Here is a 22,295-nt window from a genome sequence, read left to right as displayed (position 1 = left end):
GGCAACATGCCCACTCAGGCCAATCCCCGAATGCGCTGTGCCATAAAAAACTGTAGTGGATGCTATCAACATAGCCAGTACAGCACCATATAACAGTTGTATTTAAATTTTAAGGGGTTAGTCCTGCAGAGTACCGGGATCAGGCCAGCTCGCCTTTCACCAGAGGGACAAAGCGGACTGCTTCAATTGTTTCGGCAGCGAACTCGTCTCCACGTCGGGTTATGCGTTGCAGAGTTTGATTCTCTTCGCCGACGGGCAGGATCATGACGCCGCCGTCATCGAGTTGTTGCAGCAAATCTTGGGGAATTTCAGGGGGTGCAGCAGTGACAATGATGGCATCAAACGGCCCTCGCGAAGGCCATCCCAGCCAGCCGTCGCCATGGCGCGTAGAAACATTGTGCAAATCGAGTTGCTTGAGGCGTCTCTTCGCCTGCCACTGTAACCCTTTTATCCGTTCAACCGAAAATACGTGCTCCACCAGATGCGCCAGAATCGCCGTTTGATAACCGGAACCGGTGCCGATCTCAAGCACGCGTGATGAAGGCTTAAGGCGCAGCAGTTCGGTCATTCGCGCCACTGTATAAGGCTGGGAGATGGTCTGCCCTGAGCCAATCGGCAGCGCAGTATTTTCGTAGGCTTTGTGTTGAAACGCTTCGTCGACGAAACGCTCGCGCGGCACGGCCTCAATGGCATGCAGCAATTTTTCATCGTGGATACCCTGCTGGCGCAGCTGTTCCAGCAGGTTATACATCGGCTTATTCACCATTCGCGCTCACCCCGGCCTTTTCTAACCATGAGACCACGACATCCTGAGCCGCATAGGCGGTTAAATCCACCTGAAGAGGCGTCACTGACACATAACCTTGCGCAACGGCGGCAAAGTCCGTATCTGGCGCGACATCAAACTTATCGCCCGGCGGGCCGATCCAGTACAAATCCTGCCCACGGGGATCCTGCTGACAAAATACCTGTTCAGCCGGATGACGGCTACCACAACGCGTGACGCGAATGCCTTTAATTTCAGACAAAGGCAGATCCGGGACATTAACATTCAGAATTTTGCCAGTACGCAAAGGCTCGCGCGCCAGCGCCCTGAGAAGGCGGCAGGTGATGATGGCAGCGGTGTCGTAATGTTGATGCCCGTCGAGTGAAACCGCCAGCGCAGGAAAACCGAGATGACGGCCTTCCATAGCAGCGGCCACTGTACCCGAGTAAATCACATCATCGCCCAGATTCGGACCGGCGTTGATGCCGGAAACCACGATGTCCGGACGCGGACGCATCAGGGTATTAACGCCAAGATAGACACAATCGGTGGGCGTGCCGTTAATGACAGCGGTGTCGCCATTGGGATAGGACTGAATACGTAACGGGCCGTCCAGCGTCAGCGCATTGGATGCGCCGCTGCGGTCGCGGTCGGGGGCGACCAGCGTCACCTCGGCAAATTCACGCAGCGCGGACGCCAGCGCCTGAATGCCAGGAGCCAGTACGCCGTCGTCGTTACTCAGTAATATCCGCATTGATTTCATCCAGATGCATCAGCTCGCGCACAACGCTCGTCGCGTAGCTGCCTGCCGGTAGCCAGAATTTGAGTTCCAGAGTCACATCATCCCAACGTTGCCAATGCATCTGTAACGGTTGCAACATGATGGCGCGACGCGCAGGTTCGACTCTTTCGCGTTTCAGTAATGACAGTAGATCAGCCTGAGAGCTCAGGCAAGCCAGCTCGAATGCTTCCGCGTCTTCCAGCGTCCCTAACGGGCCATCACCGGGCAGGGGCGCAGTCACCAGCAACTCACCGCTTTCTACACGCGGCAGCAGAGAGTCAAACTCTTCCGCTTTCGCGACAAACCAACTGCCGCGTCCACTGAGCTGCAAGGCGTCACCAAGCATCACCTGACGCACCGTATTATCCGCCAGACGCTGGCTGGCGACGATGTTGAACATCGCGCTGCGGCTGGCCGACAAATAGAAGCTGCGCTTTGCGCGCTCTTTCGGACGGGCTTCGTTGGTTGCCCAGCGTTTCGCCTGCACCAGATTATTGCCGCCACGGCCAAAGCGCTGTGTCCCGAAATAGTTCGGTACGCCCTGTTCTGCTATCTTCGCCAGACGGGTTTCCACATTCTCAATATCACTTATCTGACGCAGCACCAGCGTAAACGCATTGCCTTTCAGTGTGCCGATGCGCATTTTTTTGCGATGGCGTGAAGCGCGGATCACTTCGCAGCCTTCGAGATCAAACTGGCTAAGGTCTGGGTCGACTTTGCCCGGCAAATGCAGGCAAAACCATTGTTCAGTGACCGCATGCCTGTCTTTCAGACCGGCGTAGCTGACATCGCGCGGATGCACTTTGGCAAAACGCGCCAGCTGCTCGGCGACAAACTGCGTGTTGCAGCCGTTTTTGCGGATCCGCACTAACAGATGTTCACCCTCGCCATCCGGCTCAAAGCCCAAGTCTTCTTCGACGATAAAGTCTTCCGGATTGGCTTTCAGCTGTCCGGTTGCCACGGGCTCGCCCAGCAACCAGGTGAGACGGGACATATCTATCATGCGGTAATCTTCCACAACATCATTCCTTAATCAGCAGGGCTACGGCTTCGCACGCGATACCTTCGCCACGGCCTGTGAAACCCAGCTGTTCAGTGGTGGTGGCTTTAACGTTAACGTCGTCCATATGACACTGCAAATCTTCGGCCAGAAACACGCGCATCTGCGGAATGTGCGGCGCCATTTTAGGCGCCTGCGCGATGATAGTGATATCCAGATTGCCCAGCTTGTAGCCTTTCGCACGGATGCGGCGGTACGCTTCGCGCAGCAGCTCACGGCTGTCAGCACCTTTGTAAGCCGGGTCGGTATCAGGGAACAATTTACCAATATCCCCCAGCGCCGCAGCGCCAAGCAGGGCATCCGTTGCCGCATGCAGCGCGACATCACCGTCGGAGTGCGCCAGCAAACCTTGCGGATAAGGAATACGCACGCCGCCGATCACCAGCGGGCCTTCGCCGCCAAACTTATGTACATCAAAACCGTGACCGATACGCATTATGCGTTCTCCTCGTGGGATATGCGGGTTAAATAGAATTCAGCCAGTGCCAGATCTTCCGGCCTGGTGACTTTAATATTATCGGCCCGCGCAGGGACCAACACCGGATGATAGCCACAATATTCCATTGCAGAAGCTTCATCAGTGACCACAGCGCCTTCATTGAGCGCACGGCGCAGGCAGATTTTCAGTAATTCGAGAGGGAAAAATTGGGGGGTCAGCGCATGCCAGAGATCCTGGCGATCGACCGTGTGCGCGATAGCCTGCAACCCGGTTTCTCCGCGCTTCATGGTGTCGCGAACCGGCGCGGCGAGGATCCCGCCGGTCTTACTGCTCGTTGAAATCGCCAGCAAATTATTCAGATCATCGGGGTGCAAACAAGGGCGCGCGGCATCATGTACCAGCACCCAGCCACGTTCTCCGGCAGCCTCAAGACCCGCCATCACGGACTCTGCGCGCTCGCCGCCACCGGTCACCACTTCAATGCGGGGATCCTGAGCGATTGGCAGCGACGCGAACTGCGTGTCATGCGGGCTCAGCGCCACGATAACTTTAGTGACCTGATGATTGTGCAACAAAGCGCGGATCGAATGTTCTATCAGCGTTTTACCGCCGATAGAAAGATATTGCTTAGGACATTCTGCCTGCATACGGCTGCCAATTCCGGCAGCGGGTAAAACGGCAATGACCTTTGGAAGGGAAACTGCGGTGTGGCTCATGGCTATGGGTTCGAATTATTTTGCGAAAGATTGCTGCCCGGAGCGCGTTTATTGTCTGGCACCAGACGATAGAAAGTCTCACCGGGTTTAATCATACCCAGTTCGTTGCGTGCGCGTTCTTCGATCGCTTCCTGACCGCCGTTTAAATCGTCGATTTCAGCGAATAATTGGTCGTTACGTGATTTCAGTTTGCCGTTGTTGACCTGCTGCACTTCAACGTCATCGTTCACACGCACGTAATCATGAATACCATTCTTGCCCAGCCACAGCGAATACTGTAACCAGCCAAGTAAAATCAGTAACAGCAGTGTTAGTTTGCCCATCCCCGCCCCCTAAAAAAGCCGGGCAATCATCCCACAACTTTCCTTCTGACTCCACTGTGGCAGGATAATTGCCGTTGAGATTCAGACTTACGCACGCAATTGTGGGTGAGAATGACACAATGGGTTACATCGTGGAAAAGAATTGCCGGAAAAATCGCCAGTCAAAAGAGATAAAAAAGGATCCTCACAGGATCCGATACAGACGTTTGTTTCCCTCACCAGCCGGAGAGAAATGAGAACACGGTCCAAAACATGCCGATAACGCAAACGCCGGTAGCGACGGGAGTTTTGAACCAGCCCCCGCGAAAAAGCATGCTGAAAGCGATACCGATCAGTACCGACACCGGCATCAGCGCCAGGAAGAAGGGCCAGGTATAGAGGAGGAAAAACAGAGTATTCGAGCCGTACACCCAAAAAGGGATTGCCAGCGCCAGCCAGTAACAGGCGAAACCAATAGATCCACCCTGAAAGGAGTAGGACGGATCGTCGTTTTCTGCACTGTCTGTGGTCTGTGCTAACCGTCGCACCGGGGCATGATCCGCACTGAGGCGATCAAGGCGGATCCGGCTGACCAGTCTGCTGAGTAAAGCCTGCATAGATGATCCCTGTGTTCAGTGTAAACCGGCACGCTCTGTGGCGTTTGGCCGGCAACATTCAGGGATTGATAATACCGCGCCGGCGCATCACATCTAATAATTGGGGAACCAAATGTGTTACCAATTGTTCCCCTTCAAGATGCACATCCGGCGCTTCTGGCGGCTGATATTCAGAGTCGATTCCGGTGAAATTTTTCAGTTCACCGGCGCGCGCTTTTTTGTAAAGCCCCTTCGGATCGCGCGCTTCACAGACCGATAGCGGGGTATCCACAAACACTTCGATGAACTGCCCTTCTTGCAGCAACTCACGCACCATGTCGCGCTCGGCGCGGTGCGGTGAGATAAACGCGGTCAGCACGACCTGCCCGGCATCCACCATCAGTTTGGCGACTTCGCCGACGCGGCGGATGTTTTCACGGCGATCGTCATCGGTAAAACCCAGATCGCTGCAAAGCCCGTGACGGACGTTATCACCATCGAGCAAATACGTGCTGACGCCCAGCGCGTGCAATGCCTGCTCCAGCGCACCGGCGACGGTGGATTTCCCCGAACCCGAAAGCCCGGTGAACCACAGCACCGCACCAAGGTGACCATGTTGTTTCTCGCGATCCGCACGCGTGACGGCGTGCGGATGCCAGACGACATTCTCATCTTTTACTGACTGCGAGTCCTGAGACGCCATCTTATTTGCCACCAAGCAGGTCGCGTGCGCCCCAGTGCGGGAAGTGACGGCGAACCAGACTGTTCAGCTCCAGCTCAAAGGCGCTGTATTTGTCTGACTCTTCATACACCTGCTCCAGTGCTTCGCGTACCAGACCGGCCCCGACGGTGACGTTAGTCAGTCGGTCGATGAAGATGATGCCACCGGTGACCGCATTGCTCTGGTAGTTATCCAGCACCAGCGGTTCGTCAAAGGCCAGCTCGACCAGACCGATACCGTTAAGCGGCAGGTTTTCCACCACGCGCTGCGTCAGGGAATTAATCTCCACCTGATATTCGATGTTCTCCACGCGCGCACGGGCTTTCTTGCCGCCGACTTTAATGTCGTAGCTCTGGCCGACGCTCAGCGGTTGCTCCGCCATCCACACCACGTCGACTTTGGCGTTTTGCACCGGCTTCACGGTTTCATTCGCATCCACCAGCGTATCGCCACGGCTGATATCGCGCTCATCCGCCAGCACCAGCGTAATGGCTTCACCTGCCCAGGCTTCCTGCAAATCACCGTCAAAGGTCACAATACGCGCGACGGTGGATTCCACGCCAGACGGCAACACTTTTACTTTCTGTCCGACCCGGATCGAGCCTGACGCCAGCGTACCGGCATAGCCGCGGAAATCGAGGTTTGGACGGTTCACGTACTGCACCGGGAAACGCATTGGCTGCTGTTCGCGGATATTAATGATGTTGACGGTTTCCAGCACGTCGAGCAGCGTCGGGCCGGTATACCAACTCATTTTCTCGCTTGGCGTGGCAACGTTGTCACCTTCCAGTGCAGAAAGCGGCACAAACTTGATGTCCAGATCGGTCGGCAGTTGCTGCGCGAAATCCAGATAATCCTGTTTAAACTGCTCGAATACGGTTTCGCTGTACTCCACCAGATCCATTTTATTCACGGCAACCACCAGATGGCGGATCCCGAGCAGTGTGGCGATAAAGCTGTGACGACGGGTCTGATCCAAAACGCCTTTACGGGCGTCGATCAGCAGGATCGCCAGATCGCAGGTCGAGGCACCGGTCGCCATGTTGCGGGTGTACTGCTCGTGCCCCGGTGTATCAGCGATGATGAACTTGCGCTTCTCGGTAGAAAAGTAGCGGTAAGCCACGTCGATGGTGATGCCCTGCTCGCGCTCGGCCTGTAAGCCATCCACCAGCAATGCCAGATCGATTTTCTCGCCCTGCGTGCCGTGACGTTTGCTGTCGTTATGCAGTGAAGACAACTGATCTTCATAGATCTGACGCGTGTCATGCAGCAGGCGGCCGATCAACGTACTTTTGCCGTCATCGACGCTGCCGCAGGTCAGGAAGCGCAGCAGGCTTTTATGTTGCTGGGCGTGCAGGTAAGCTTCGACGCCGCCCTGCTCCGCGATTTGTTGTGCAATTGCGTTATTCATTAGCTGCGGCTCCTCAGAAGTACCCTTGACGCTTTTTCATTTCCATCGAACCGGCCTGATCGCGGTCGATCGCGCGGCCTTGTCGTTCACTGGTGGTTGAGACCAGCATCTCTTCGATGATCTCCGGCAGCGACTGCGCTTCGGATTCAACGGCACCGGTCAGCGGCCAGCACCCTAAAGTACGGAAGCGCACCATTTTCTTCTCGATAACTTCACCCGGCTGCAAATCAATGCGGTCGTCATCGACCATCAGCAGCATGCCGTCGCGCTCCAGTACCGGACGCGGCGCGGCCAGGTATAGTGGAACGATTTCGATATTTTCCAGATAGATGTACTGCCAGATATCCAGCTCGGTCCAGTTGGAGAGCGGGAAGACGCGGATGCTTTCGCCTTTGTTAATCTGGCCGTTGTAGTTGTGCCACAGCTCCGGGCGCTGATTTTTCGGATCCCAGCGGTGGAAGCGGTCACGGAACGAATAAATACGCTCTTTAGCGCGGGATTTCTCTTCGTCACGGCGCGCACCGCCGAAGGCCGCATCAAAACCGTGTTTGCTCAGCGCCTGTTTCAGACCTTCGGTTTTCATGATGTCGGTGTGTTTGGCGCTGCCGTGGACGAACGGGTTAATGCCCATCGCCACGCCTTCCGGGTTCTTATGCACAATCAGCTCGAAACCGTAATTTTTCGCCGTGCGGTCGCGGAACTCGTACATTTCACGGAATTTCCAGCCGGTATCCACGTGCAGCAGCGGGAACGGCAGTGTGCCGGGGAAGAAAGCTTTGCGCGCCAGATGCAGCATGACCGAAGAATCTTTCCCGATGGAGTACATCATCACCGGGTTGGCGAATTCAGCAGCCACTTCACGGATGATATGGATACTCTCCGCCTCCAGTTGCCGCAAATGAGTCAGTCGTTTTTCGTCCATAACAGATCCTTTAAGCCAAATTCACAACCGACGGGCGTTGAGTACCGTCAGTCTCAGGATGATGCCCAAACCACGCCAGTTGCTGATGAAGTGCTACCACCTCACCAATCACCAGCAACGCCGGCGTCGGCGCCTGTTGAGCCAGATGTTCAAGATTATCAAGCGTGCCGGTCAGCACCTGCTGATCCGCACGCGTTCCCCGGCCAATCACGGCGACCGGAGTGTGCGCTGCGCGACCATGAGCAATCAGTTGCTGGCTGATTTCAGCCGCCTTGAGGGTGCCCATGTAAATCGCCAATGTCTGCTTGCCTTTCGCCAGCGTTTCCCACTGAATTCCGTTATCTTCCGGCTTACAATGGCCGGTCACGAACACCACGCTCTGCGCGTGATCGCGGTGAGTCAGCGGAATACCGGCATAGGCCGTGGCGCCTGCCGCCGCCGTGACGCCGGGGACAACCTGGAAAGGAATACCCGCGGCCTGCACGGCCTGTAACTCTTCTCCGCCGCGACCAAAAATAAACGGATCGCCGCCTTTCAGCCGCACGACCTTTTTGCCCTGCAGGGCCAGTTCGACCAGCAGACGGTTGGTTTCTTCCTGCGCAACAGAATGGCTGCCCGCACGTTTACCGACGCAAATCTTATCGGCATCGCGACGTACCAGATCTAAAACTTCGTCGCTGACCAGATAGTCATAAAGCACTACATCGGCCTGCTGCATAACCTGCAATCCACGTAAGGTGAGTAATCCTGCATCACCCGGCCCTGCGCCCACCAGCGTGACATTGCCGCTATGCGAGATGTCTTCCGCGTTTTCTAACTGCTGTTGCAGCGCCTGTTCTGCTTCTGCGAGCTTTCCCGCAGAAGCGAGGCTGGCGAAGCGTCCGGCAAATGCCTGTTCCCAGAACCGGCGGCGGGCACGCATTGAGGTGAACTGCGTTTTAACACTTTCACGCCAGCGTCCGGCGATATCGGCCATCTGCCCGAGACTGGTGGGCAGCAAGGTTTCCAGCTTCTCGCGCAACATACGCGCCAGCACCGGGGCTTTACCGCTGGAGGAGATCGCTACCACAATCGGCGAACGGTCGACAATCGAGGGGAAAATAAAGGAGCATTTCGGCTGATCGTCAACCACGTTAGCCATCACGAAGCGCTGATTGGCCTGCTCGAAGACTTCCGCATTGAGCGCCGCGTCGTCGGTGGCCGCAATCACCAGAAACACATCGTCGAGCTGTTCCGGCAGAAAAGCCTGCGCCAGCCAACTGACTTCTGCGGCCTGTTTGCGTTGTTCCAGCTCGGGGGAAAGTGCCTGCGCGACTATCCGAACTTGCGCGCCCGCCCGCAGGAGAAGATCTATTTTGCGAGCAGCGACTTCGCCACCACCGACAACCAGCACCGGGCGTTGTTTGAGGTCGGCAAATATTGGTAGATAGTCCACAAAAGCCTTAACTGATAACCAGAATGAATATCCCGACTATACGTGCAGGCAATAATTGATCTGAAATGACGAAAAGGAATGATTAGTTACTAAATGGAATATAGAGCGCCAGACGGGACTCAGCCTCGCGGGAATTTCATCTGCCTGAATATTTTTCATGACCTTTCCGCTTTTATCAACCTGCGACAAAAAGAGCGATTTCGGATTTGGGAAATTGTCTATTGGCTCACACAATCGCATACTATCGGTCCTGTAAGACCGCCCTGCGCGGCCTGCTGCTTTGATTGCCCTCCGGTTACCCTGACCTACTGACAAGGATTTTTGGCTATGTTTTCTTTTTTACGCATGAAGCGGACGCTGCTGGCTTTTAGCCTGGGCTGTGCCGGGTTGACTCATGCGCTGGCGGCCACGTCACCGCTTCCTCCGATGGGCGAAATCGCCAGTCAGCAAATTCGCCATATCGCCACCTATTTTCCGGGGCGAATGGCAGGCAGTCCGGCGGAGCTGATCGCCGCCGAATACCTTAATCAGCAATTTAATAAATTCGGCTACCAGAGCAATCTGCGCGGTTTCGATACCCGCTATCTGTATACCAGCAACGACGGCAAAAAGGACTGGCACAATATTCACGCCACGTCGGTGATTGCTGCGCGCGCCGGTGAAGTGCCGCAACAGATCATCGTGATGGCGCATTTTGATACCTACGTTCCGCAAAGCGATGCCGATACCAACCATAATCTCGGCGGCCTGACGTTGCAGGGCGTGGATGATAACGCCTCCGGCATCGGCGTGATGATGGAATTGGCGGAGCGGATGCAGGCGATCCCGACGCATTACAGCCTGCGTTTTGTCGCGCTGAGTGCGGAAGAAACCGGAGCGAAAGGGGCCGAAGATTTTATTAAACGCATGAGCGCCGAAGAGAAGAAAAATACCCTGCTGGTGATCAATCTCGATTCTCTCATCACCGGCGATAAACTGTATTTCAACAGCGGCGTGAATACCTCGGCAGCGGTCGCCAAGCTGACCCGCGTGCGTGCCATTAATATTGCGCACAGTCTGGGCATTCCGGCTGAAAGCCATGCGGGTACGCACTGCTGCGACGGCCTACAGGCGCTCGATGATGCGCATCTGCCGCTGCTGAACGTCACAGCCACCAATTATGCGCTGGGCAAAAAGGACGGCGTGCAGCAACGGGCGATCAGCAGCCACTTTCCGCTCGGCACCGCGCGTTATCAGAGCCAGTTCGATAACCTGCAATATCTCGACAGCGTATTGCCGGGCCGCATTGATAAACGCGCCAGAGACAGCGTGAAGGTGCTGTTTCCCCTGCTGAAAGGGCTGGCGAAACCCGCCAAACACGCCTGACACTCTTCTATAGAAAGCACTAATGAAAACGGACGCTAAAAAGCGTCCGTTTTTTTATCGAGGAGGGTGCGAATTATCACTCATGTAAGCCGCATTCACGCTTCAACCCAAAGAAGCGCGTGTCCTCTTCTTTCATCCCTTCTTCCCACTTTTTAGTGGTGTGCGTATCGCCAACGGAAAGATAGCCCTGATCCCAGAGCGGGTGGTAGCTCAGGCCGTTGTCTTTCAGATACTGGAAGATCTGACGGTTATCCCAGTCGATGATCGGCAGGATCTTAAACACGCCACGCTGCACCGCCAGCACCGGTAAATGCGCACGGCTGCCGGATTGCTCACGTCGCAGACCGGCGAACCAGGTCTGCACGCCGAGTTGCCGGATAGCACGGTTCATCGGCTCAACTTTGTTGATCTGATTGTACTGTTCGATCCCTTCGACGCCCTGTTCCCACAATTTGCCGTAACGCGCTTCCTGCCATGCGGGTGACTGCTCAGCGCGAAACACCTGCAGGTTGAGATTCAGCTGTTCGGTTAACGTATCAATAAACTGATAGGTTTCCGGAAAGAGATAACCGGTATCGGTGAGGATCACCGGAATATCGGATTTCTGCTGAGTGACCAGATGCAGACAGACCGCCGCCTGAATGCCGAAACTGGAAGACAGTGCGAATTCGCCGGGCATATTTTCCAGCGCCCACTGCACCCGCTCCTGTGCCGACAGCTTTTCGAGGCTGGCGTTAATTTCCGCCAGCGCCATAGACTGTCCGGATTTCGGTAACTCATTCAATTCAGCCAGACTGAGTAAACTCATAGCGTCTCCGATAACTCGTCGCTCTTAATCGTAAAAATCACGTGCCGGATCAAGCACCGGCCTGATGATACCTGCGCGGATCACGAAGTCGCCGAAGCCCTCATTCGTTTCGCGCTCTTTTGCCCAGCGACCGACCAGTTCATCGATAATGCCGAGGATCTCTGTATCTGAAATGTTCTCGCGGTACATGCGGGGGATACGCGTACCGGCGCGGTTGCCGCCAAGATGCAGGTTATAGCGGTTCATCGCTTTACCGACTAAACCGATTTCGGCCAGCAGCGCACGTCCGCAGCCGTTCGGGCACCCGGTCACGCGCAGAACGATATGCTCATCCCCCACGCCGTGTCCGTGCATGATCCCTTCAACTTTGGTCACAAACTCCGGCAGGAAACGTTCGGCTTCGGCCATCGCCAGCGGACAGGTTGGATAGGACACACAGGCCATCGAGTTTTTACGCTGCTCGGTGATCCCGTCGTCGATCAAACCGTGGTTACGCGCCAGCGTTTCGATCGCGTCTTTCTCTTTTTCCGCGACGCCTGCGACAATCAGATTCTGATTAGCAGTAAGCCTGAAATCTCCTTTGTGGATCTTAGCAATTTCTGCCAGACCGGTTTTCAGCGGCTTGCCCGGATAATCCAGAATACGGCCATTTTCGATAAACAGGGTCAGATGCCACTGGTTGTCGATCCCTTTTACCCAACCGATACGGTCGCCGCGGCCAGTGAATTCATAAGGACGAACGTCCGCAAACTGTATGCCCGCGCGCTTTTCGACTTCGGCCTTAAAGACCGGCACGCCGACGCGTTCCAGCGTGTATTTAGTTTTGGCATTTTTACGGTTGGTACGGTTGCCCCAGTCGCGCTGCGTGGTCACTACCGCTTCGGCCACAGCCAGCGTGTTCTCCAGCGGAATAAAGCCCAGCTCGCTGGCGGTGCGGGCATAAGTGGCTTTGTCGCCGTGCGCGATAGACAGGCCACCGCCGACCAGCACGTTGAAGCCGATCAGCTTGCCGTTGTCGGCGATCGCCACAAAGTTCAGATCGTTAGCGTGAAGATCCACGTCGTTCTGCGGCGGGATCACCACGGTGGTTTTGAATTTGCGTGGCAGATAGGTGGCACCCAGAATCGGTTCTTCGTCGGTAGTTTCGACTTTTTCCTGATCCAGCCACACCTCGGCGTAGGCGCGGGTGCGCGGCAGCAGATGCTCGGAGAGTTTCTTCGCCCACTCGTAGGCTTCGCGATGCAGCTCAGACTCTACCGGGTTCGACGTACACAAGACGTTACGGTTCACGTCATTGGCGGTTGCCAGAGCGTCCAGACCCAGTTTGTTCAGAAGTTGATGCACCGGTTTTACGTTCGGTTTCAGGATGCCGTGGAACTGGAATGTCTGACGGTTAGTAATACGGATGCTGCCGTAAATCGTGCTGTCATCAGCAAATTTGTCGATACCCAGCCACTGCGCAGGCGTCATCACCCCGCCCGGCAAACGGCAGCGCAGCATCATCGCGTGGCGCGGTTCGAGCTTTTGCTCGGCGCGTTCGGCGCGGATGTCACGGTCATCCTGCTGATACATGCCGTGGAAACGGATCAACAGGAAGTTGTCACCGTTGAATCCGCCGGTCAGGCCATCTTTTAAATCTTCGGTAATGGTCCCGCGCAGGAAATTACTCTCCTTTTTCAGACGCTCAGCGTCGGCCAGCGGGGCATCGACGATCAAAGGGCCGGGGCCGGGATTCAGTTCGCTCCACAATTTATTGCTCATAAGGTTTTCGCTCATTGCTCAAATTCGTTAGTAGACGTCACGCTGGTAACGGCGATCCAGACGTAATTCACTTAAATATTCGTCGGCCGTTTCCAGATCCATCACGCCGTTTTCGGCAATGATTTCCAGTAACGCCTGCTCTACGTCTTTCGCCATACGGTTGGCATCGCCGCAAACATACACGTGCGCACCTTCCTGCAACCACTGCCAGACCTCGGCGCCTTTCTCACGTAGTTTGTCCTGTACGTACACTTTTTCTGCCTGGTCGCGTGACCACGCCAGATCGATATTGGTCAGCAGGCCGTCTTTCACGTAGCGCTGCCATTCCACCTGATAAAGGAAATCGTCGGTAAAGTGCGGGTTGCCGAAGAACAGCCAGTTTTTGCCGCTGGCGCCGTCGTTATCGCGCTGCTGAATAAAGGCGCGGAACGGCGCGATACCGGTACCGGGGCCGATCATAATGACCGGCGCTTCCGGGTTGGAAGGCAGGCGGAAATTATCGTTGTGTTCGATGAAGACTTTCACTTCGCCGTCTTCTTCCAGACGATCCGCCAGATAGCCGGATGCCCCACCGGTACGCGGGCGGCCATCGATGTCGTAACGCACCACGCCAACGGTGATGTGCACTTCAGATTCGGTCTCGGCCTGCGAAGAGGCAATGGAGTACAGACGCGGCGTCAGCGGACGCAGTAAATCCACCAGCTGTTGCGCGTCCAGTTCGGTCGGCGCGCGACGTACCATATCCACGAACGGCACGGTCTGCGCGTATTGCTGTAGCGCGGTTTTATCCGCCAGCAGGCCGGTCAGGTGCTCGTCGCGGCACAGCCCGGCGTATTTCTCGATAATCGGTGTGGTGTTCTGCGTCAGTTCGATGTGATGCTGCAACGCTTCGCAAAGCGAGAGCGATTTGCCATTCACCTCCACGGTTTCATCGCCCTTGAGCCACAGCAGTTCGACCACTTCCTGCACCAGTTGCGGATCGTTTTCAAACCATATTCCCAGCGCATCGCCCGGCTGATAACGCAGGCCGGAATCACCGAGATCAATTTCCAGATGACGCACGTCTTTATCGGAATCACGGCCGGTAATTTTCTGGTTCACCGCAAGCGTTGCGGTCAGCGGCAATTCTTTGGTGTACGGGCTGCTGTCGACCTGATTCACACTGCCCGCCAGCGTCGGCGCGGCTTGCCCGGAAGTATTGGCCGGAACGCGCTGTTTCAACACCTCGACAATGCGTTTACGCCACTCCTGCGCCACGTCTTTGTATTCGACGTCCGCATCCACGCGGTCTAACAGGCGTTCTGCGCCCAGTTCGCCGAGGCGACTGTCAAAGTCTTTACCGGCCTGACAAAAGAATTCGTAAGAGGTATCACCGAGCGCAAATACTGCAAACGCGGTGTCTTTCATCTGAGGCGCTTTTTTGGATTGCAGGAATTTGTGCAGCGCGACGGCTTCTTCCGCCTGCTCGCCTTCACCCTGCGTCGAGGCCACGATCAGCAGCAGCTTTTCCTGACCAATTTGCTTGAATTTGTAGTCACCGGCGTTGACCAGATTGACGTTCAGTTTCGCGGCGATGAGATCGTCACGCAGCTGCTCAGCCACGCGGCGGGCGTTGCCCGTTTGCGAGGCGGAAATCAGTGTAATGGCAGCCGCCGCCGGTGCGGCTACCGGAGCGGCAACAGCGCCCGGTTGCTGATTAACCATTCCCCAAAAATATCCGGAGAGCCAGGCCATCTGAGTCGGTGAGTAATCACCAATCGCCGATTGAAGGCGGGCCATTTGCTCGGGGGTCAGCGGGAGCAGTGAAATTGGAGGAGCCTGAGTCGTCATCGCGGTACGAATTCCCTTATGCAGAAGCCAGTCATCAATCCGGCCTTTTACGCATTTTTGCGCCCTTTGCGGTTAAACGAGCGCGCAGGAAAGACCTTTATTGTTTGTAAGGTTAACGAGGCCGATGATAACAATTAAAGAAGTGATGGAAATAATAAATAACCAAAAGAACTAAGAGGATTTAGAGGTAAGATTTACCGGAAAAACTGGTAAGGAGAGATTTTTATCGCACTGAAATCGCTAAAAAATTTCCCCTGCACTTTTCCGGTTGAACGCAAAGTGCCGGATAGATAAAGAAAAACCCCGCCGCAGCGGGGTAATGAAATTTTCTCACTCACGCAATTCAGAGATGGAACGCGTTGTGTTGCTCAAACCAGGCAAATTGTCCGGCAGCAAACACCGACATTTTACTGCCACTGTGACCGACGTCCGAGAGATCGATAAAATGCCAGTTAAACGGCGTGTTGTTCTGCTCGGCGCGCTGCTGCGACGTGGCGAAATAGCTTTCGGCGCGATCCAGACGGTTGGTGCCCTGCGCCATCGCCTGCTTGGATTTACGCAGTAAATGGTTTTCCGGATCATCATCTTCCGCACCGACGGCAATCAGCACCGGCTTGGCAAAGTAATCATTCAACTGCTGCTGACTGACGGCGACGGGCGCTTCACGAAGACCGTAAGGCCAGCGCTGATCGGTGTCCGGCAACGTCCACCACCCTGCTGCTGCGCACACCGCCGCTTTCACATTCGGCTGTGGCAACAGCGTCAGCATACGGTGGACGAACTGGCAGCCCGCGCTGTTCCCAAACAGATAATATTGTTTCTGAGTGGTCACGCCCTGCTTTTGCAGCGTGGTAAAAATGCTATCGACAAGGGTGAACGCCCACTGGGATTTCGGCTGGTGATGGTGAGTTTTAGGATCCACCAGATTGCCAAGGTTGTAGCCCGCGGCGCCGGGGAAATCCTGCTCGCTGAAATGCGGCACCAGAACGCGTAAATGATACTGATCGGCCACGGTCATCCAGTCGTTACGGTAGGTCGCCGCATTGCGGTCGACACCGGTCATGACCATCACCACAGGCGTGGTGTCATCAGCATCGGCGGGCTGATAGGTGAAAACATCCAGCGTCTTTTTGCCCTGCGCGATCGGAATATGCATCACACCGGCACCCGGCGGGAAAGTCACGGACACCTTCGCGGCCACCGGCGATTTTGCCTCAGGATGAACCGTTTTCGCTACGGCGGACGCGGGTGCCTGAGCCGTCGGTGCGGTTTCAGCATACGCGCCAGCGGAGAAGATCAGCGCCAGAACGGCGCAACGCAGCACAGTAATCATTCACTATCTCAACAGGTTAGTTTGTACCGGCTCACTGTATGCCAGCAATGCAGGCAGTGTAAAGGCGGTAAAAGTCAGGATTTGGTGAAGAAAAGCGCAGTGAAGTCATGGCACGCAGGCCGGTATTCCGGTACTATGCCGCGTTTTTTCGAGCAACGAGAGCGCCTCATGACCACCACATTATTTAAAGATTTTCAGTTCGAAGCCGCCCACCATTTACCGCATGTGCCCGCTGGTCATAAATGCGGACGGTTACACGGCCACTCTTTCACCGTGCGTTTAGAAATCACCGGTGAAGTGGATCCGCATACCGGCTGGGTGATGGATTTCGCCGATCTGAAAGCTGCGTTCAATCCGACGTTGGATCGTCTCGATCACTATAATCTGAACGATATTCCCGGATTAGAAAACCCGACCAGCGAAGTGCTGGCCGAGTGGATCTGGAATGAGATGAAGCCGACGTTACCTCTGCTTTCCGCCGTGCGCGTGAAAGAAACCTGCACAGCGGGTTGCATCTACCGCGGCTAACAATATTTACCGCGGGTAACAATATTGCCCGTCAGGCAATGTTCAGATATTTGTGTGTCTGCATTGAAAGCCGCCAGTTCCTTGCAATGCAGGTCGCAATGCAAAGTTTGGTGGCTTCTTCTTTTTGACTGATCGGTTGCAGGGCGATAATGCGCGCTTTGCTGTCGGTCAGCGTTTCCAGCAAAGCATCCAGTGCGTCGATATCACGCTGACGCGCGACCGGATGTTTCACTTCATCAGCACGTTTCAGCGCCTGCGGCAAAATGTCGTAGCCACCGCGCATATTTACTTTTGGCGACACGGTTACCCAGGTATTCACCGAGCAGCGCACTTCATGCGTTCCGCTGGTCTCAATCTGGCAGCTGAACCCGTTTTTTTCCAGCAGCATGGTCAGCGGCATCAGATCGTAAATACACGGCTCACCGCCGGTTATCACGATATGGCGCGCGGTGTAACCCTGCTGCGCAATGATGTCGAGCAACTGTTCGGAAGTCGCGTTGCCCCAGGCATCACTTTCTTCGGTTTTGACCAGAATGCGCTGCATATCGACTTCCCGATCGGCAATTTTATCCCAGGTGTGTTTGGTGTCGCACCAGCTGCACCCTACCGGACAACCTTGCAAGCGTACAAAAATCGCTGGCACGCCGGTAAAATAACCTTCCCCTTGCAGGGTTTCGAACATCTCATTAATCGGGTACTGCATCGTTTTCTCAGTCATCTCTAAAAAGTCAGCGCGCATTATCGCAGATCGCAGGCGCTGCGCCAAACACGGGGCGCAGCGCAAATGTCTGCAAAAATGTCTGTCAGCCGCCAGAGCGAATGGCGTCGGTAAAACGTTGCGTAATCTGCTGAGGCCGGGTGATGGCACCACCGACCACAACAGAATGCGCGCCGAGCGTCAGGCATCGCGCCGCCATTTCCGGGGTATCAACATTCCCCTCGGCTATGACCGGCGTATCGCAGTGCGCCAGCACCTGTCGCAGGAAGGCAAAATCGTCATGCCAGAGTTTGCTGCCCTGCGTCTCCTGAGTATAGCCGTGCAATGTCGTGCCGATACAATCAAACCCCAACGTCTGCGCGTTCTGCGCTTCTTCTAAGGTCGCGATGTCTGCCATCAGCAATAAAGCCGGGAACTCTTCACGAATGCGTTGCACCAGTTCAGCGAGCTGCAATTCGCCAGGGCGCTGATGGGCAGTGGCATCCAGCGCGATCATGTCCGGCGCAACGGCCATCAGCTCGCGCACTTCCTTCATTGTTGCCGTGATGTACACATCGCTGGCGGGATAATCACGCTTGATGATCCCTATGACCGGTAATGGCACGGTGGCGCGAATGGCTTTCACATCCGCAACGCTGTTGGCGCGGATCCCCGCCGCGCCGCCCTGCATCGCGGCCAGCGCCATGCGGCTCATAATAAAATCGCTGTGCAGCGGTTCGTTGTCCAGCGCCTGACAGGACACCACCAGTTTTCCCCTGATGGTCGTTAACATTGACTGATTCATACTCCCAGCATCTCCTCGATTTCATTTTTAATGATCGTAACGTGCGGCCCGTAAATGACCTGAATTCCGTTCCCGCGGATAAGAACAGCCCTTGCTCCGCTGGACTTAAGCTTGCTTTCATCCACGTCAGCGGCCTGAAGGACGCTGATCCGCAAACGCGTTGCACAGCAATCCAGCTCCGCGATATTGGCCGCCCCGCCCAGCGCTTCAATAATCATTCCTGCGCGGTCGGTCACGACGTTATCCTGCTGAATTTCAGCCTCATCACGCCCCGGCGTTTTCAGATTGAAGCGCCTGATCAGATAGCGGAAAGAGAAGTAATAGAGCGCGAACCACGGCACACCGACCAGCGGGACGTACATCCAGTGGGTTTTACTTTCGCCCTGTAAAACGCCAAACAGGATGAAATCGATAAAGCCGCCGGAGAAAGTCTGCCCGATGGTGATCTGCAAAATATGAGCGATCATAAATGCCAGTCCGTCGAACACCGCGTGCAGGACATACAGCATCGGTGCGACAAACAGGAACGAGAACTCAATCGGTTCAGTGATACCGGTCAGAAAGGAGGTCAGTGCCGCCGAGAGCAGCAGCCCTGCAACGCGCTTTTTATTCTCAGGCCGCGCCGTGTGGTACATCGCCAGACAGGCCCCCACCAGACCAAACATCATGGTAATGAAGCGCCCGGACATAAACCTGGAGGTGCCAATATAAAACTGCTGCGTATTCGGGTCGGCCAGCTGGGCGAAGAAGATCCGCTGCGTGCCTTCCACCAGATGCCCATTCACCACTTCACTGCCGCCGAGTGCGGTAGTCCAGAAAGGCAGATAGAAAATATGATGCAGGCCGAACGGGCCGAGCATGCGCAGCACAAAACCGTAAATGAAGGTGCCGAGGTATCCGGTGGCATCCACCAGCCCGCCCATTCCAAAAATAACTTTCTGAAAATGTGGCCAGATGAAGAACATCACCGCCCCCACGACGATTGCCGCGACAGAGGAGATGATCGGGACAAAACGCGAACCGCCGAAAAACCCCAGAAACTGCGGCAACTCGATTTTGTTATAACGGTTATGCAGCCACCACGTCACAAGCCCAATCACCACGCCGCCAAAAACGCCGGTTTCCAGCGTCTGGATACCGAGTGCCATTCCCTGCCCGGCGGCGCTGAGATTGGTCGTGGCGAGCTGACCTTTGAGGATCAAAATAGCGTTGATGGTCGCGTTCATCACCAGATACCCCAGCAGCGCGGATAATCCTGCCGTTCCTTTGTCACTGCGCGCGAGCCCGACCGCAACTCCGACGGCAAACAGCACCGCCAGGTTGGCAAAGACAATCGAGCCGGCACTGGCCATGACGGTGAAAATCGCCTGCAAGGCCGGGATATTCAGAAACGGATATGCGGCTAACGTGTTTGGGTTGGAGAGTGCCCCGCCAATCCCCAACAGCAGTCCGGCTGCGGGCAAAATTGCGATAGGCAACATGAAAGACTTGCCGAATTTTTGGGCTCTTTCGAACCACGCCCCGCCCCCTGAACCATTGAATATTGACATAAGATGACTCCGCGTTGTGTTGTTGTGATAATTATTTTCACCACACTATATAAATAAAATAATAATTACCACCAATTGCGCCGCGTTATCCATACGGAATTCTTCTGGCGTTAACTGCGTCACATCAGCCAAACTAGGGAGGTCAATTATTCTTAGGAGAGCCGAGTGAGTCAGACCAAGGAAACAGGCACGCTATTACTGCGAATGCGTCAGGGGCTGGAGAATTACAGCCCGACGCTGCATAAGCTGGGCAGTTTTGTGCTGGAACAGCCGCAGCGCGTGCTTTACCTGACCATCACTGAACTGGCGCGTGAAAGTGACACCAGCGAGGCCAGCGTCACGCGGCTTTGCCGCCAGCTGGGTTGCAAAGGTTTTACCGAGTTCAAAATGGGGCTCGCGCTTGAGACGCGTCAGAACCCGGCACATCAGGCCGCCGAAGGGAATGACGACGTTCAGACGCTGATCGAAGACAGCATCGCCTCCCTGCGCGATACCGGTAAACTGCTCGATCGTCAGGTGCTGGCGGACGCGGCGTTGCACATTCATAACGCGCGTTCCGTGCAGGTCTATGGCGTCGCCGCCAGTGCCATTGTGGCCGATTATCTGGGCTACAAGCTGCTGCGTCTGGGCAAAGCATCGCAATGTTTTGCCGATATGCATCGTGGGGCGATGAACGCTGTGAGTCTGGACAGCCGGGATATTGTGGTGGTGATTTCCAGCTCAGGCTCCACCAAAGATGTGCTGCACGCGGCAGAACTGGCGAAGCGTCAGGGCACCATGATCATCGGCATCAGTAATACGCTGCGCAGCCCGCTTTCTTCACTGGCGGATATTTTACTGGTCGCCGCCAAACCGGAAGGCCCGCTGACAGCGGGATTACTGACGTCAAAAGTCGGTGGGATGTTACTGGTAGAATTACTGATCAATCAGCTGTTAACGCTTTCCCCTGATTATCTGCAGGCCAGCGAACACAGTGCGAGCGCCACGCTTTCTCTGTTGCTGTAACCCGAAGGTTTTCCGCACATTTCCCTAATTTGCAGACATAAAAAAACCCGCCGAAGCGGGTTTTTCAGGAAAGTGTTGCGGGGCAGTAATTACTGACCTTTAACTTCTTTCAGACCGTTGAACGGTGCAGGTGTACCTTGTGCAGCCAGCGCTTCTTCGATACGAATCAGCTGGTTGTATTTAGCAACACGGTCAGAACGGCTCATAGAACCGGTTTTGATCTGGCCTGCAGCGGTACCGACTGCCAGATCGGCAATGGTAGCATCTTCAGTTTCGCCTGAACGGTGAGAGATAACGGCAGTGTAGCCAGCGTCTTTCGCCATTTTGATCGCAGCCAGAGTTTCGGTCAGTGAACCGATCTGGTTGAATTTGATCAGGATGGAGTTAACGATGCCTTTATCGATACCTTCTTTCAGGATCTTGGTGTTGGTGACGAACAGATCGTCGCCAACCAGCTGGATTTTGTCGCCCAGTACTTGAGTCTGATATGCGAAACCTTCCCAGTCAGATTCGTCCAGACCGTCTTCGATAGAAACGATTGGGTATTGGTTGGTCAGGTCTTCCAGGAAGTGAGTGAACTCTTCAGAAGTGAAAGCTTTGTTGCCTTCGCCGGCCAGAACGTATTTACCGTCTTTGTAGAATTCTGATGCTGCACAGTCCATCGCCAGAGTAATGTCTTTACCCAGCTCATAACCTGCTGCTTTTACCGCTTCAGCGATAACAGACAGAGCTTCTGCGTTAGAACCCAGGTTTGGCGCGTAGCCACCTTCGTCACCAACAGCAGTACCCATGCCTTTAGATTTCAGAACTTTAGCCAGGGTGTGGAACACTTCAGAACCCATACGGATGGCTTCTTTCAGAGTTTTCGCGCCAACAGGCTGAATCATGAACTCTTGAATATCAACGTTGTTATCAGCGTGTTCGCCGCCGTTGATGATGTTCATCATAGGCAGTGGCATAGAGTATTTGCCTGGGGTGCCGTTCAGTTCTGCGATGTGAGCGTACAGTGGCAGACCTTTAGAAGCAGCAGCCGCTTTAGCAGCAGCCAGGGAAACAGCCAGAATCGCGTTAGCGCCGAAGTTAGATTTGTTTTCGGTACCGTCAAGATCGATCATGATCTTGTCGATGTTAGCCTGGTCTTTCGCGTCTTTGCCAGTTACAGCCTCAGCGATAGGACCGTTTACAGCAGCAACGGCTTTCAGAACGCCTTTGCCCAGGAAACGGGATTTGTCACCGTCACGCAGTTCCAGCGCTTCGCGGGAACCTGTAGAAGCACCTGATGGTGCAGCTGCCAAACCAACGAAACCGCCTTCCAGATGAACTTCAGCTTCTACAGTCGGGTTACCACGGGAGTCGATGATTTCACGGCCGATAACTTTAACGATTTTAGACATTAAGATTTCCTCAGTACAAGTTAACTAAAGCTTCGGAAAAGCGATTCCAGACAGTCTGTCCCGAACCACT

22 protein-coding genes are annotated in these 22,295 nt (G+C 55.1%); 3 read left to right on the top strand and 19 right to left on the bottom strand.

Annotated elements, in window-relative coordinates:
- Positions 1-139 precede the first annotated feature (139 nt).
- From I2123_RS05410 to cysG, 11 genes are all read right to left on the bottom strand, one after another.
- Positions 140-766: a protein-L-isoaspartate(D-aspartate) O-methyltransferase gene (locus I2123_RS05410; RefSeq protein WP_112164705.1), complete on the bottom strand. Its 627-nt coding sequence runs from the start codon at positions 764-766 to the stop codon at positions 140-142.
- The gene (gene surE / locus I2123_RS05405; protein WP_213051949.1) at positions 756-1,520 is read right to left on the bottom strand and encodes a 5'/3'-nucleotidase SurE; all 765 of its coding nucleotides are present in this window, start codon (positions 1,518-1,520) and stop codon (positions 756-758) included. Before surE ends, I2123_RS05410 begins: the two co-directional genes overlap by 11 nt.
- The gene (truD, locus tag I2123_RS05400) at positions 1,501-2,547 is read right to left on the bottom strand and encodes a tRNA pseudouridine(13) synthase TruD (RefSeq protein WP_213052470.1); all 1,047 of its coding nucleotides are present in this window, start codon (positions 2,545-2,547) and stop codon (positions 1,501-1,503) included. Before truD ends, surE begins: the two co-directional genes overlap by 20 nt.
- Before the next feature lie 22 nt (positions 2,548-2,569).
- Entirely contained in the window at positions 2,570-3,043 is a 474-nt protein-coding gene (gene ispF / locus I2123_RS05395) for a 2-C-methyl-D-erythritol 2,4-cyclodiphosphate synthase (protein WP_101078465.1), read from the bottom strand.
- Positions 3,043-3,762, bottom strand: a complete 720-nt coding sequence (ispD, locus tag I2123_RS05390; protein ID WP_213051948.1) for a 2-C-methyl-D-erythritol 4-phosphate cytidylyltransferase — start codon at positions 3,760-3,762, stop codon at positions 3,043-3,045. Before ispD ends, ispF begins: the two co-directional genes overlap by 1 nt.
- 2 nt (positions 3,763-3,764) lie before the next feature.
- Positions 3,765-4,085 carry a cell division protein FtsB gene (gene ftsB, locus I2123_RS05385; protein WP_112164702.1) on the bottom strand — a complete coding sequence of 107 codons (321 nt, stop codon included), beginning with the start codon at positions 4,083-4,085 and terminating at the stop codon, positions 3,765-3,767.
- 215 nt (positions 4,086-4,300) lie between these two features.
- Positions 4,301-4,681 (bottom strand): DUF3561 family protein, encoded by a 381-nt coding sequence (locus I2123_RS05380; RefSeq protein WP_213051947.1) that lies wholly within the window; start codon positions 4,679-4,681, stop codon positions 4,301-4,303.
- A 58-nt stretch (positions 4,682-4,739) separates the two neighbouring features.
- Entirely contained in the window at positions 4,740-5,363 is a 624-nt protein-coding gene (cysC, locus tag I2123_RS05375) for an adenylyl-sulfate kinase (RefSeq protein WP_112164700.1), read from the bottom strand.
- Between the two features lies 1 nt (position 5,364).
- Positions 5,365-6,792: a sulfate adenylyltransferase subunit CysN gene (gene cysN, locus I2123_RS05370; RefSeq protein ID WP_112164699.1), complete on the bottom strand. Its 1,428-nt coding sequence runs from the start codon at positions 6,790-6,792 to the stop codon at positions 5,365-5,367.
- Between the two features lie 13 nt (positions 6,793-6,805).
- Positions 6,806-7,714, bottom strand: a complete 909-nt coding sequence (gene cysD / locus I2123_RS05365) for a sulfate adenylyltransferase subunit CysD (RefSeq protein ID WP_112164698.1) — start codon at positions 7,712-7,714, stop codon at positions 6,806-6,808.
- A 10-nt stretch (positions 7,715-7,724) separates the two neighbouring features.
- The gene (gene cysG, locus I2123_RS05360; RefSeq protein ID WP_112164697.1) at positions 7,725-9,149 is read right to left on the bottom strand and encodes a siroheme synthase CysG; all 1,425 of its coding nucleotides are present in this window, start codon (positions 9,147-9,149) and stop codon (positions 7,725-7,727) included.
- Between the two features lie 327 nt (positions 9,150-9,476).
- Here cysG and I2123_RS05355 point away from each other — a divergent pair, with 327 nt between their 5' ends.
- Entirely contained in the window at positions 9,477-10,514 is a 1,038-nt protein-coding gene (locus I2123_RS05355; protein ID WP_213051946.1) for an aminopeptidase, read from the top strand.
- Positions 10,515-10,590: 76 nt separating this feature from the next.
- Here the strand turns inward: I2123_RS05355 and I2123_RS05350 are convergent, their stop codons facing one another.
- The 4 genes from I2123_RS05350 to I2123_RS05335 all read right to left on the bottom strand — a co-directional run bounded on the left by I2123_RS05350 (position 10,591) and on the right by I2123_RS05335 (position 16,246).
- Complete coding sequence (locus I2123_RS05350; protein WP_112164695.1) at positions 10,591-11,322, bottom strand: phosphoadenylyl-sulfate reductase; 732 nt, start codon at positions 11,320-11,322, stop codon at positions 10,591-10,593.
- Positions 11,323-11,346: 24 nt separating this feature from the next.
- Positions 11,347-13,083, bottom strand: coding sequence for an assimilatory sulfite reductase (NADPH) hemoprotein subunit (gene cysI / locus I2123_RS05345; RefSeq protein ID WP_112164716.1), 1,737 nt, complete (start codon positions 13,081-13,083; stop codon positions 11,347-11,349).
- A 27-nt stretch (positions 13,084-13,110) separates the two neighbouring features.
- On the bottom strand, positions 13,111-14,913 hold the full coding sequence (gene cysJ, locus I2123_RS05340; protein ID WP_213051945.1) for an NADPH-dependent assimilatory sulfite reductase flavoprotein subunit: 1,803 nt from the start codon (positions 14,911-14,913) through the stop codon (positions 13,111-13,113).
- 343 nt (positions 14,914-15,256) lie between these two features.
- A complete protein-coding gene (locus tag I2123_RS05335) occupies positions 15,257-16,246 on the bottom strand; it encodes a hypothetical protein (RefSeq protein ID WP_112164693.1) in 990 nt (329 codons plus the stop codon).
- A gap of 168 nt (positions 16,247-16,414) precedes the next feature.
- Between I2123_RS05335 and queD the strand changes: the two genes are divergently transcribed.
- Positions 16,415-16,774, top strand: a complete 360-nt coding sequence (queD, locus tag I2123_RS05330; RefSeq protein ID WP_112164692.1) for a 6-carboxytetrahydropterin synthase QueD — start codon at positions 16,415-16,417, stop codon at positions 16,772-16,774.
- Between the two features lie 31 nt (positions 16,775-16,805).
- Here the strand turns inward: queD and queE are convergent, their stop codons facing one another.
- The 3 genes from queE to I2123_RS05315 form a co-directional block, all read right to left on the bottom strand.
- Positions 16,806-17,477 carry a 7-carboxy-7-deazaguanine synthase QueE gene (gene queE / locus I2123_RS05325; protein ID WP_213052469.1) on the bottom strand — a complete coding sequence of 224 codons (672 nt, stop codon included), beginning with the start codon at positions 17,475-17,477 and terminating at the stop codon, positions 16,806-16,808.
- A gap of 100 nt (positions 17,478-17,577) precedes the next feature.
- Positions 17,578-18,276 (bottom strand): N-acetylmannosamine-6-phosphate 2-epimerase, encoded by a 699-nt coding sequence (locus I2123_RS05320; RefSeq protein WP_213051944.1) that lies wholly within the window; start codon positions 18,274-18,276, stop codon positions 17,578-17,580.
- Complete coding sequence (locus tag I2123_RS05315) at positions 18,273-19,826, bottom strand: maltose/glucose-specific PTS transporter subunit IIC (RefSeq protein ID WP_112164689.1); 1,554 nt, start codon at positions 19,824-19,826, stop codon at positions 18,273-18,275. Before I2123_RS05315 ends, I2123_RS05320 begins: the two co-directional genes overlap by 4 nt.
- A gap of 204 nt (positions 19,827-20,030) precedes the next feature.
- Here I2123_RS05315 and I2123_RS05310 point away from each other — a divergent pair, with 204 nt between their 5' ends.
- Positions 20,031-20,831: a MurR/RpiR family transcriptional regulator gene (locus tag I2123_RS05310; RefSeq protein WP_213052468.1), complete on the top strand. Its 801-nt coding sequence runs from the start codon at positions 20,031-20,033 to the stop codon at positions 20,829-20,831.
- 89 nt (positions 20,832-20,920) lie between these two features.
- On the opposite strand, the gene eno is transcribed toward I2123_RS05310, so the two are convergent.
- Positions 20,921-22,225, bottom strand: coding sequence for a phosphopyruvate hydratase (gene eno, locus I2123_RS05305; protein ID WP_213051943.1), 1,305 nt, complete (start codon positions 22,223-22,225; stop codon positions 20,921-20,923).
- Positions 22,226-22,295 lie beyond the last annotated feature (70 nt).

Source organism: Rahnella inusitata, assembly GCF_018288855.1.
In the GTDB taxonomy this organism is placed as follows: Bacteria; Pseudomonadota; Gammaproteobacteria; order Enterobacterales; family Enterobacteriaceae; genus Rahnella; species Rahnella inusitata.
Note: the sequence above shows the minus strand (reverse complement) of the source record. Positions and strands in the feature narration are given on the sequence as shown.

What these genes read in the sequence shown, in the direction of transcription:
- I2123_RS05410 (WP_112164705.1), bottom strand. Translation starts at nt 766, where the DNA reads ATGGTGAATAAGCCGATGTATAACCTGCTGGAACAGCTGCGCCAGCAG.
- surE (WP_213051949.1), bottom strand. Translation starts at nt 1,520, where the DNA reads ATGCGGATATTACTGAGTAACGACGACGGCGTACTGGCTCCTGGCATT.
- ispF (WP_101078465.1), bottom strand. Translation starts at nt 3,043, where the DNA reads ATGCGTATCGGTCACGGTTTTGATGTACATAAGTTTGGCGGCGAAGGC.
- ispD (WP_213051948.1), bottom strand. Translation starts at nt 3,762, where the DNA reads ATGAGCCACACCGCAGTTTCCCTTCCAAAGGTCATTGCCGTTTTACCC.
- ftsB (WP_112164702.1), bottom strand. Translation starts at nt 4,085, where the DNA reads ATGGGCAAACTAACACTGCTGTTACTGATTTTACTTGGCTGGTTACAG.
- I2123_RS05380 (WP_213051947.1), bottom strand. Translation starts at nt 4,681, where the DNA reads ATGCAGGCTTTACTCAGCAGACTGGTCAGCCGGATCCGCCTTGATCGC.
- cysC (WP_112164700.1), bottom strand. Translation starts at nt 5,363, where the DNA reads ATGGCGTCTCAGGACTCGCAGTCAGTAAAAGATGAGAATGTCGTCTGG.
- cysN (WP_112164699.1), bottom strand. Translation starts at nt 6,792, where the DNA reads ATGAATAACGCAATTGCACAACAAATCGCGGAGCAGGGCGGCGTCGAA.
- cysD (WP_112164698.1), bottom strand. Translation starts at nt 7,714, where the DNA reads ATGGACGAAAAACGACTGACTCATTTGCGGCAACTGGAGGCGGAGAGT.
- I2123_RS05355 (WP_213051946.1), top strand. Translation starts at nt 9,477, where the DNA reads ATGTTTTCTTTTTTACGCATGAAGCGGACGCTGCTGGCTTTTAGCCTG.
- I2123_RS05350 (WP_112164695.1), bottom strand. Translation starts at nt 11,322, where the DNA reads ATGAGTTTACTCAGTCTGGCTGAATTGAATGAGTTACCGAAATCCGGA.
- cysI (WP_112164716.1), bottom strand. Translation starts at nt 13,083, where the DNA reads ATGAGCAATAAATTGTGGAGCGAACTGAATCCCGGCCCCGGCCCTTTG.
- cysJ (WP_213051945.1), bottom strand. Translation starts at nt 14,913, where the DNA reads ATGACGACTCAGGCTCCTCCAATTTCACTGCTCCCGCTGACCCCCGAG.
- I2123_RS05335 (WP_112164693.1), bottom strand. Translation starts at nt 16,246, where the DNA reads ATGATTACTGTGCTGCGTTGCGCCGTTCTGGCGCTGATCTTCTCCGCT.
- queD (WP_112164692.1), top strand. Translation starts at nt 16,415, where the DNA reads ATGACCACCACATTATTTAAAGATTTTCAGTTCGAAGCCGCCCACCAT.
- queE (WP_213052469.1), bottom strand. Translation starts at nt 17,477, where the DNA reads ATGCAGTACCCGATTAATGAGATGTTCGAAACCCTGCAAGGGGAAGGT.
- I2123_RS05320 (WP_213051944.1), bottom strand. Translation starts at nt 18,276, where the DNA reads ATGAATCAGTCAATGTTAACGACCATCAGGGGAAAACTGGTGGTGTCC.
- I2123_RS05315 (WP_112164689.1), bottom strand. Translation starts at nt 19,826, where the DNA reads ATGTCAATATTCAATGGTTCAGGGGGCGGGGCGTGGTTCGAAAGAGCC.
- I2123_RS05310 (WP_213052468.1), top strand. Translation starts at nt 20,031, where the DNA reads ATGCGTCAGGGGCTGGAGAATTACAGCCCGACGCTGCATAAGCTGGGC.
- eno (WP_213051943.1), bottom strand. Translation starts at nt 22,225, where the DNA reads ATGTCTAAAATCGTTAAAGTTATCGGCCGTGAAATCATCGACTCCCGT.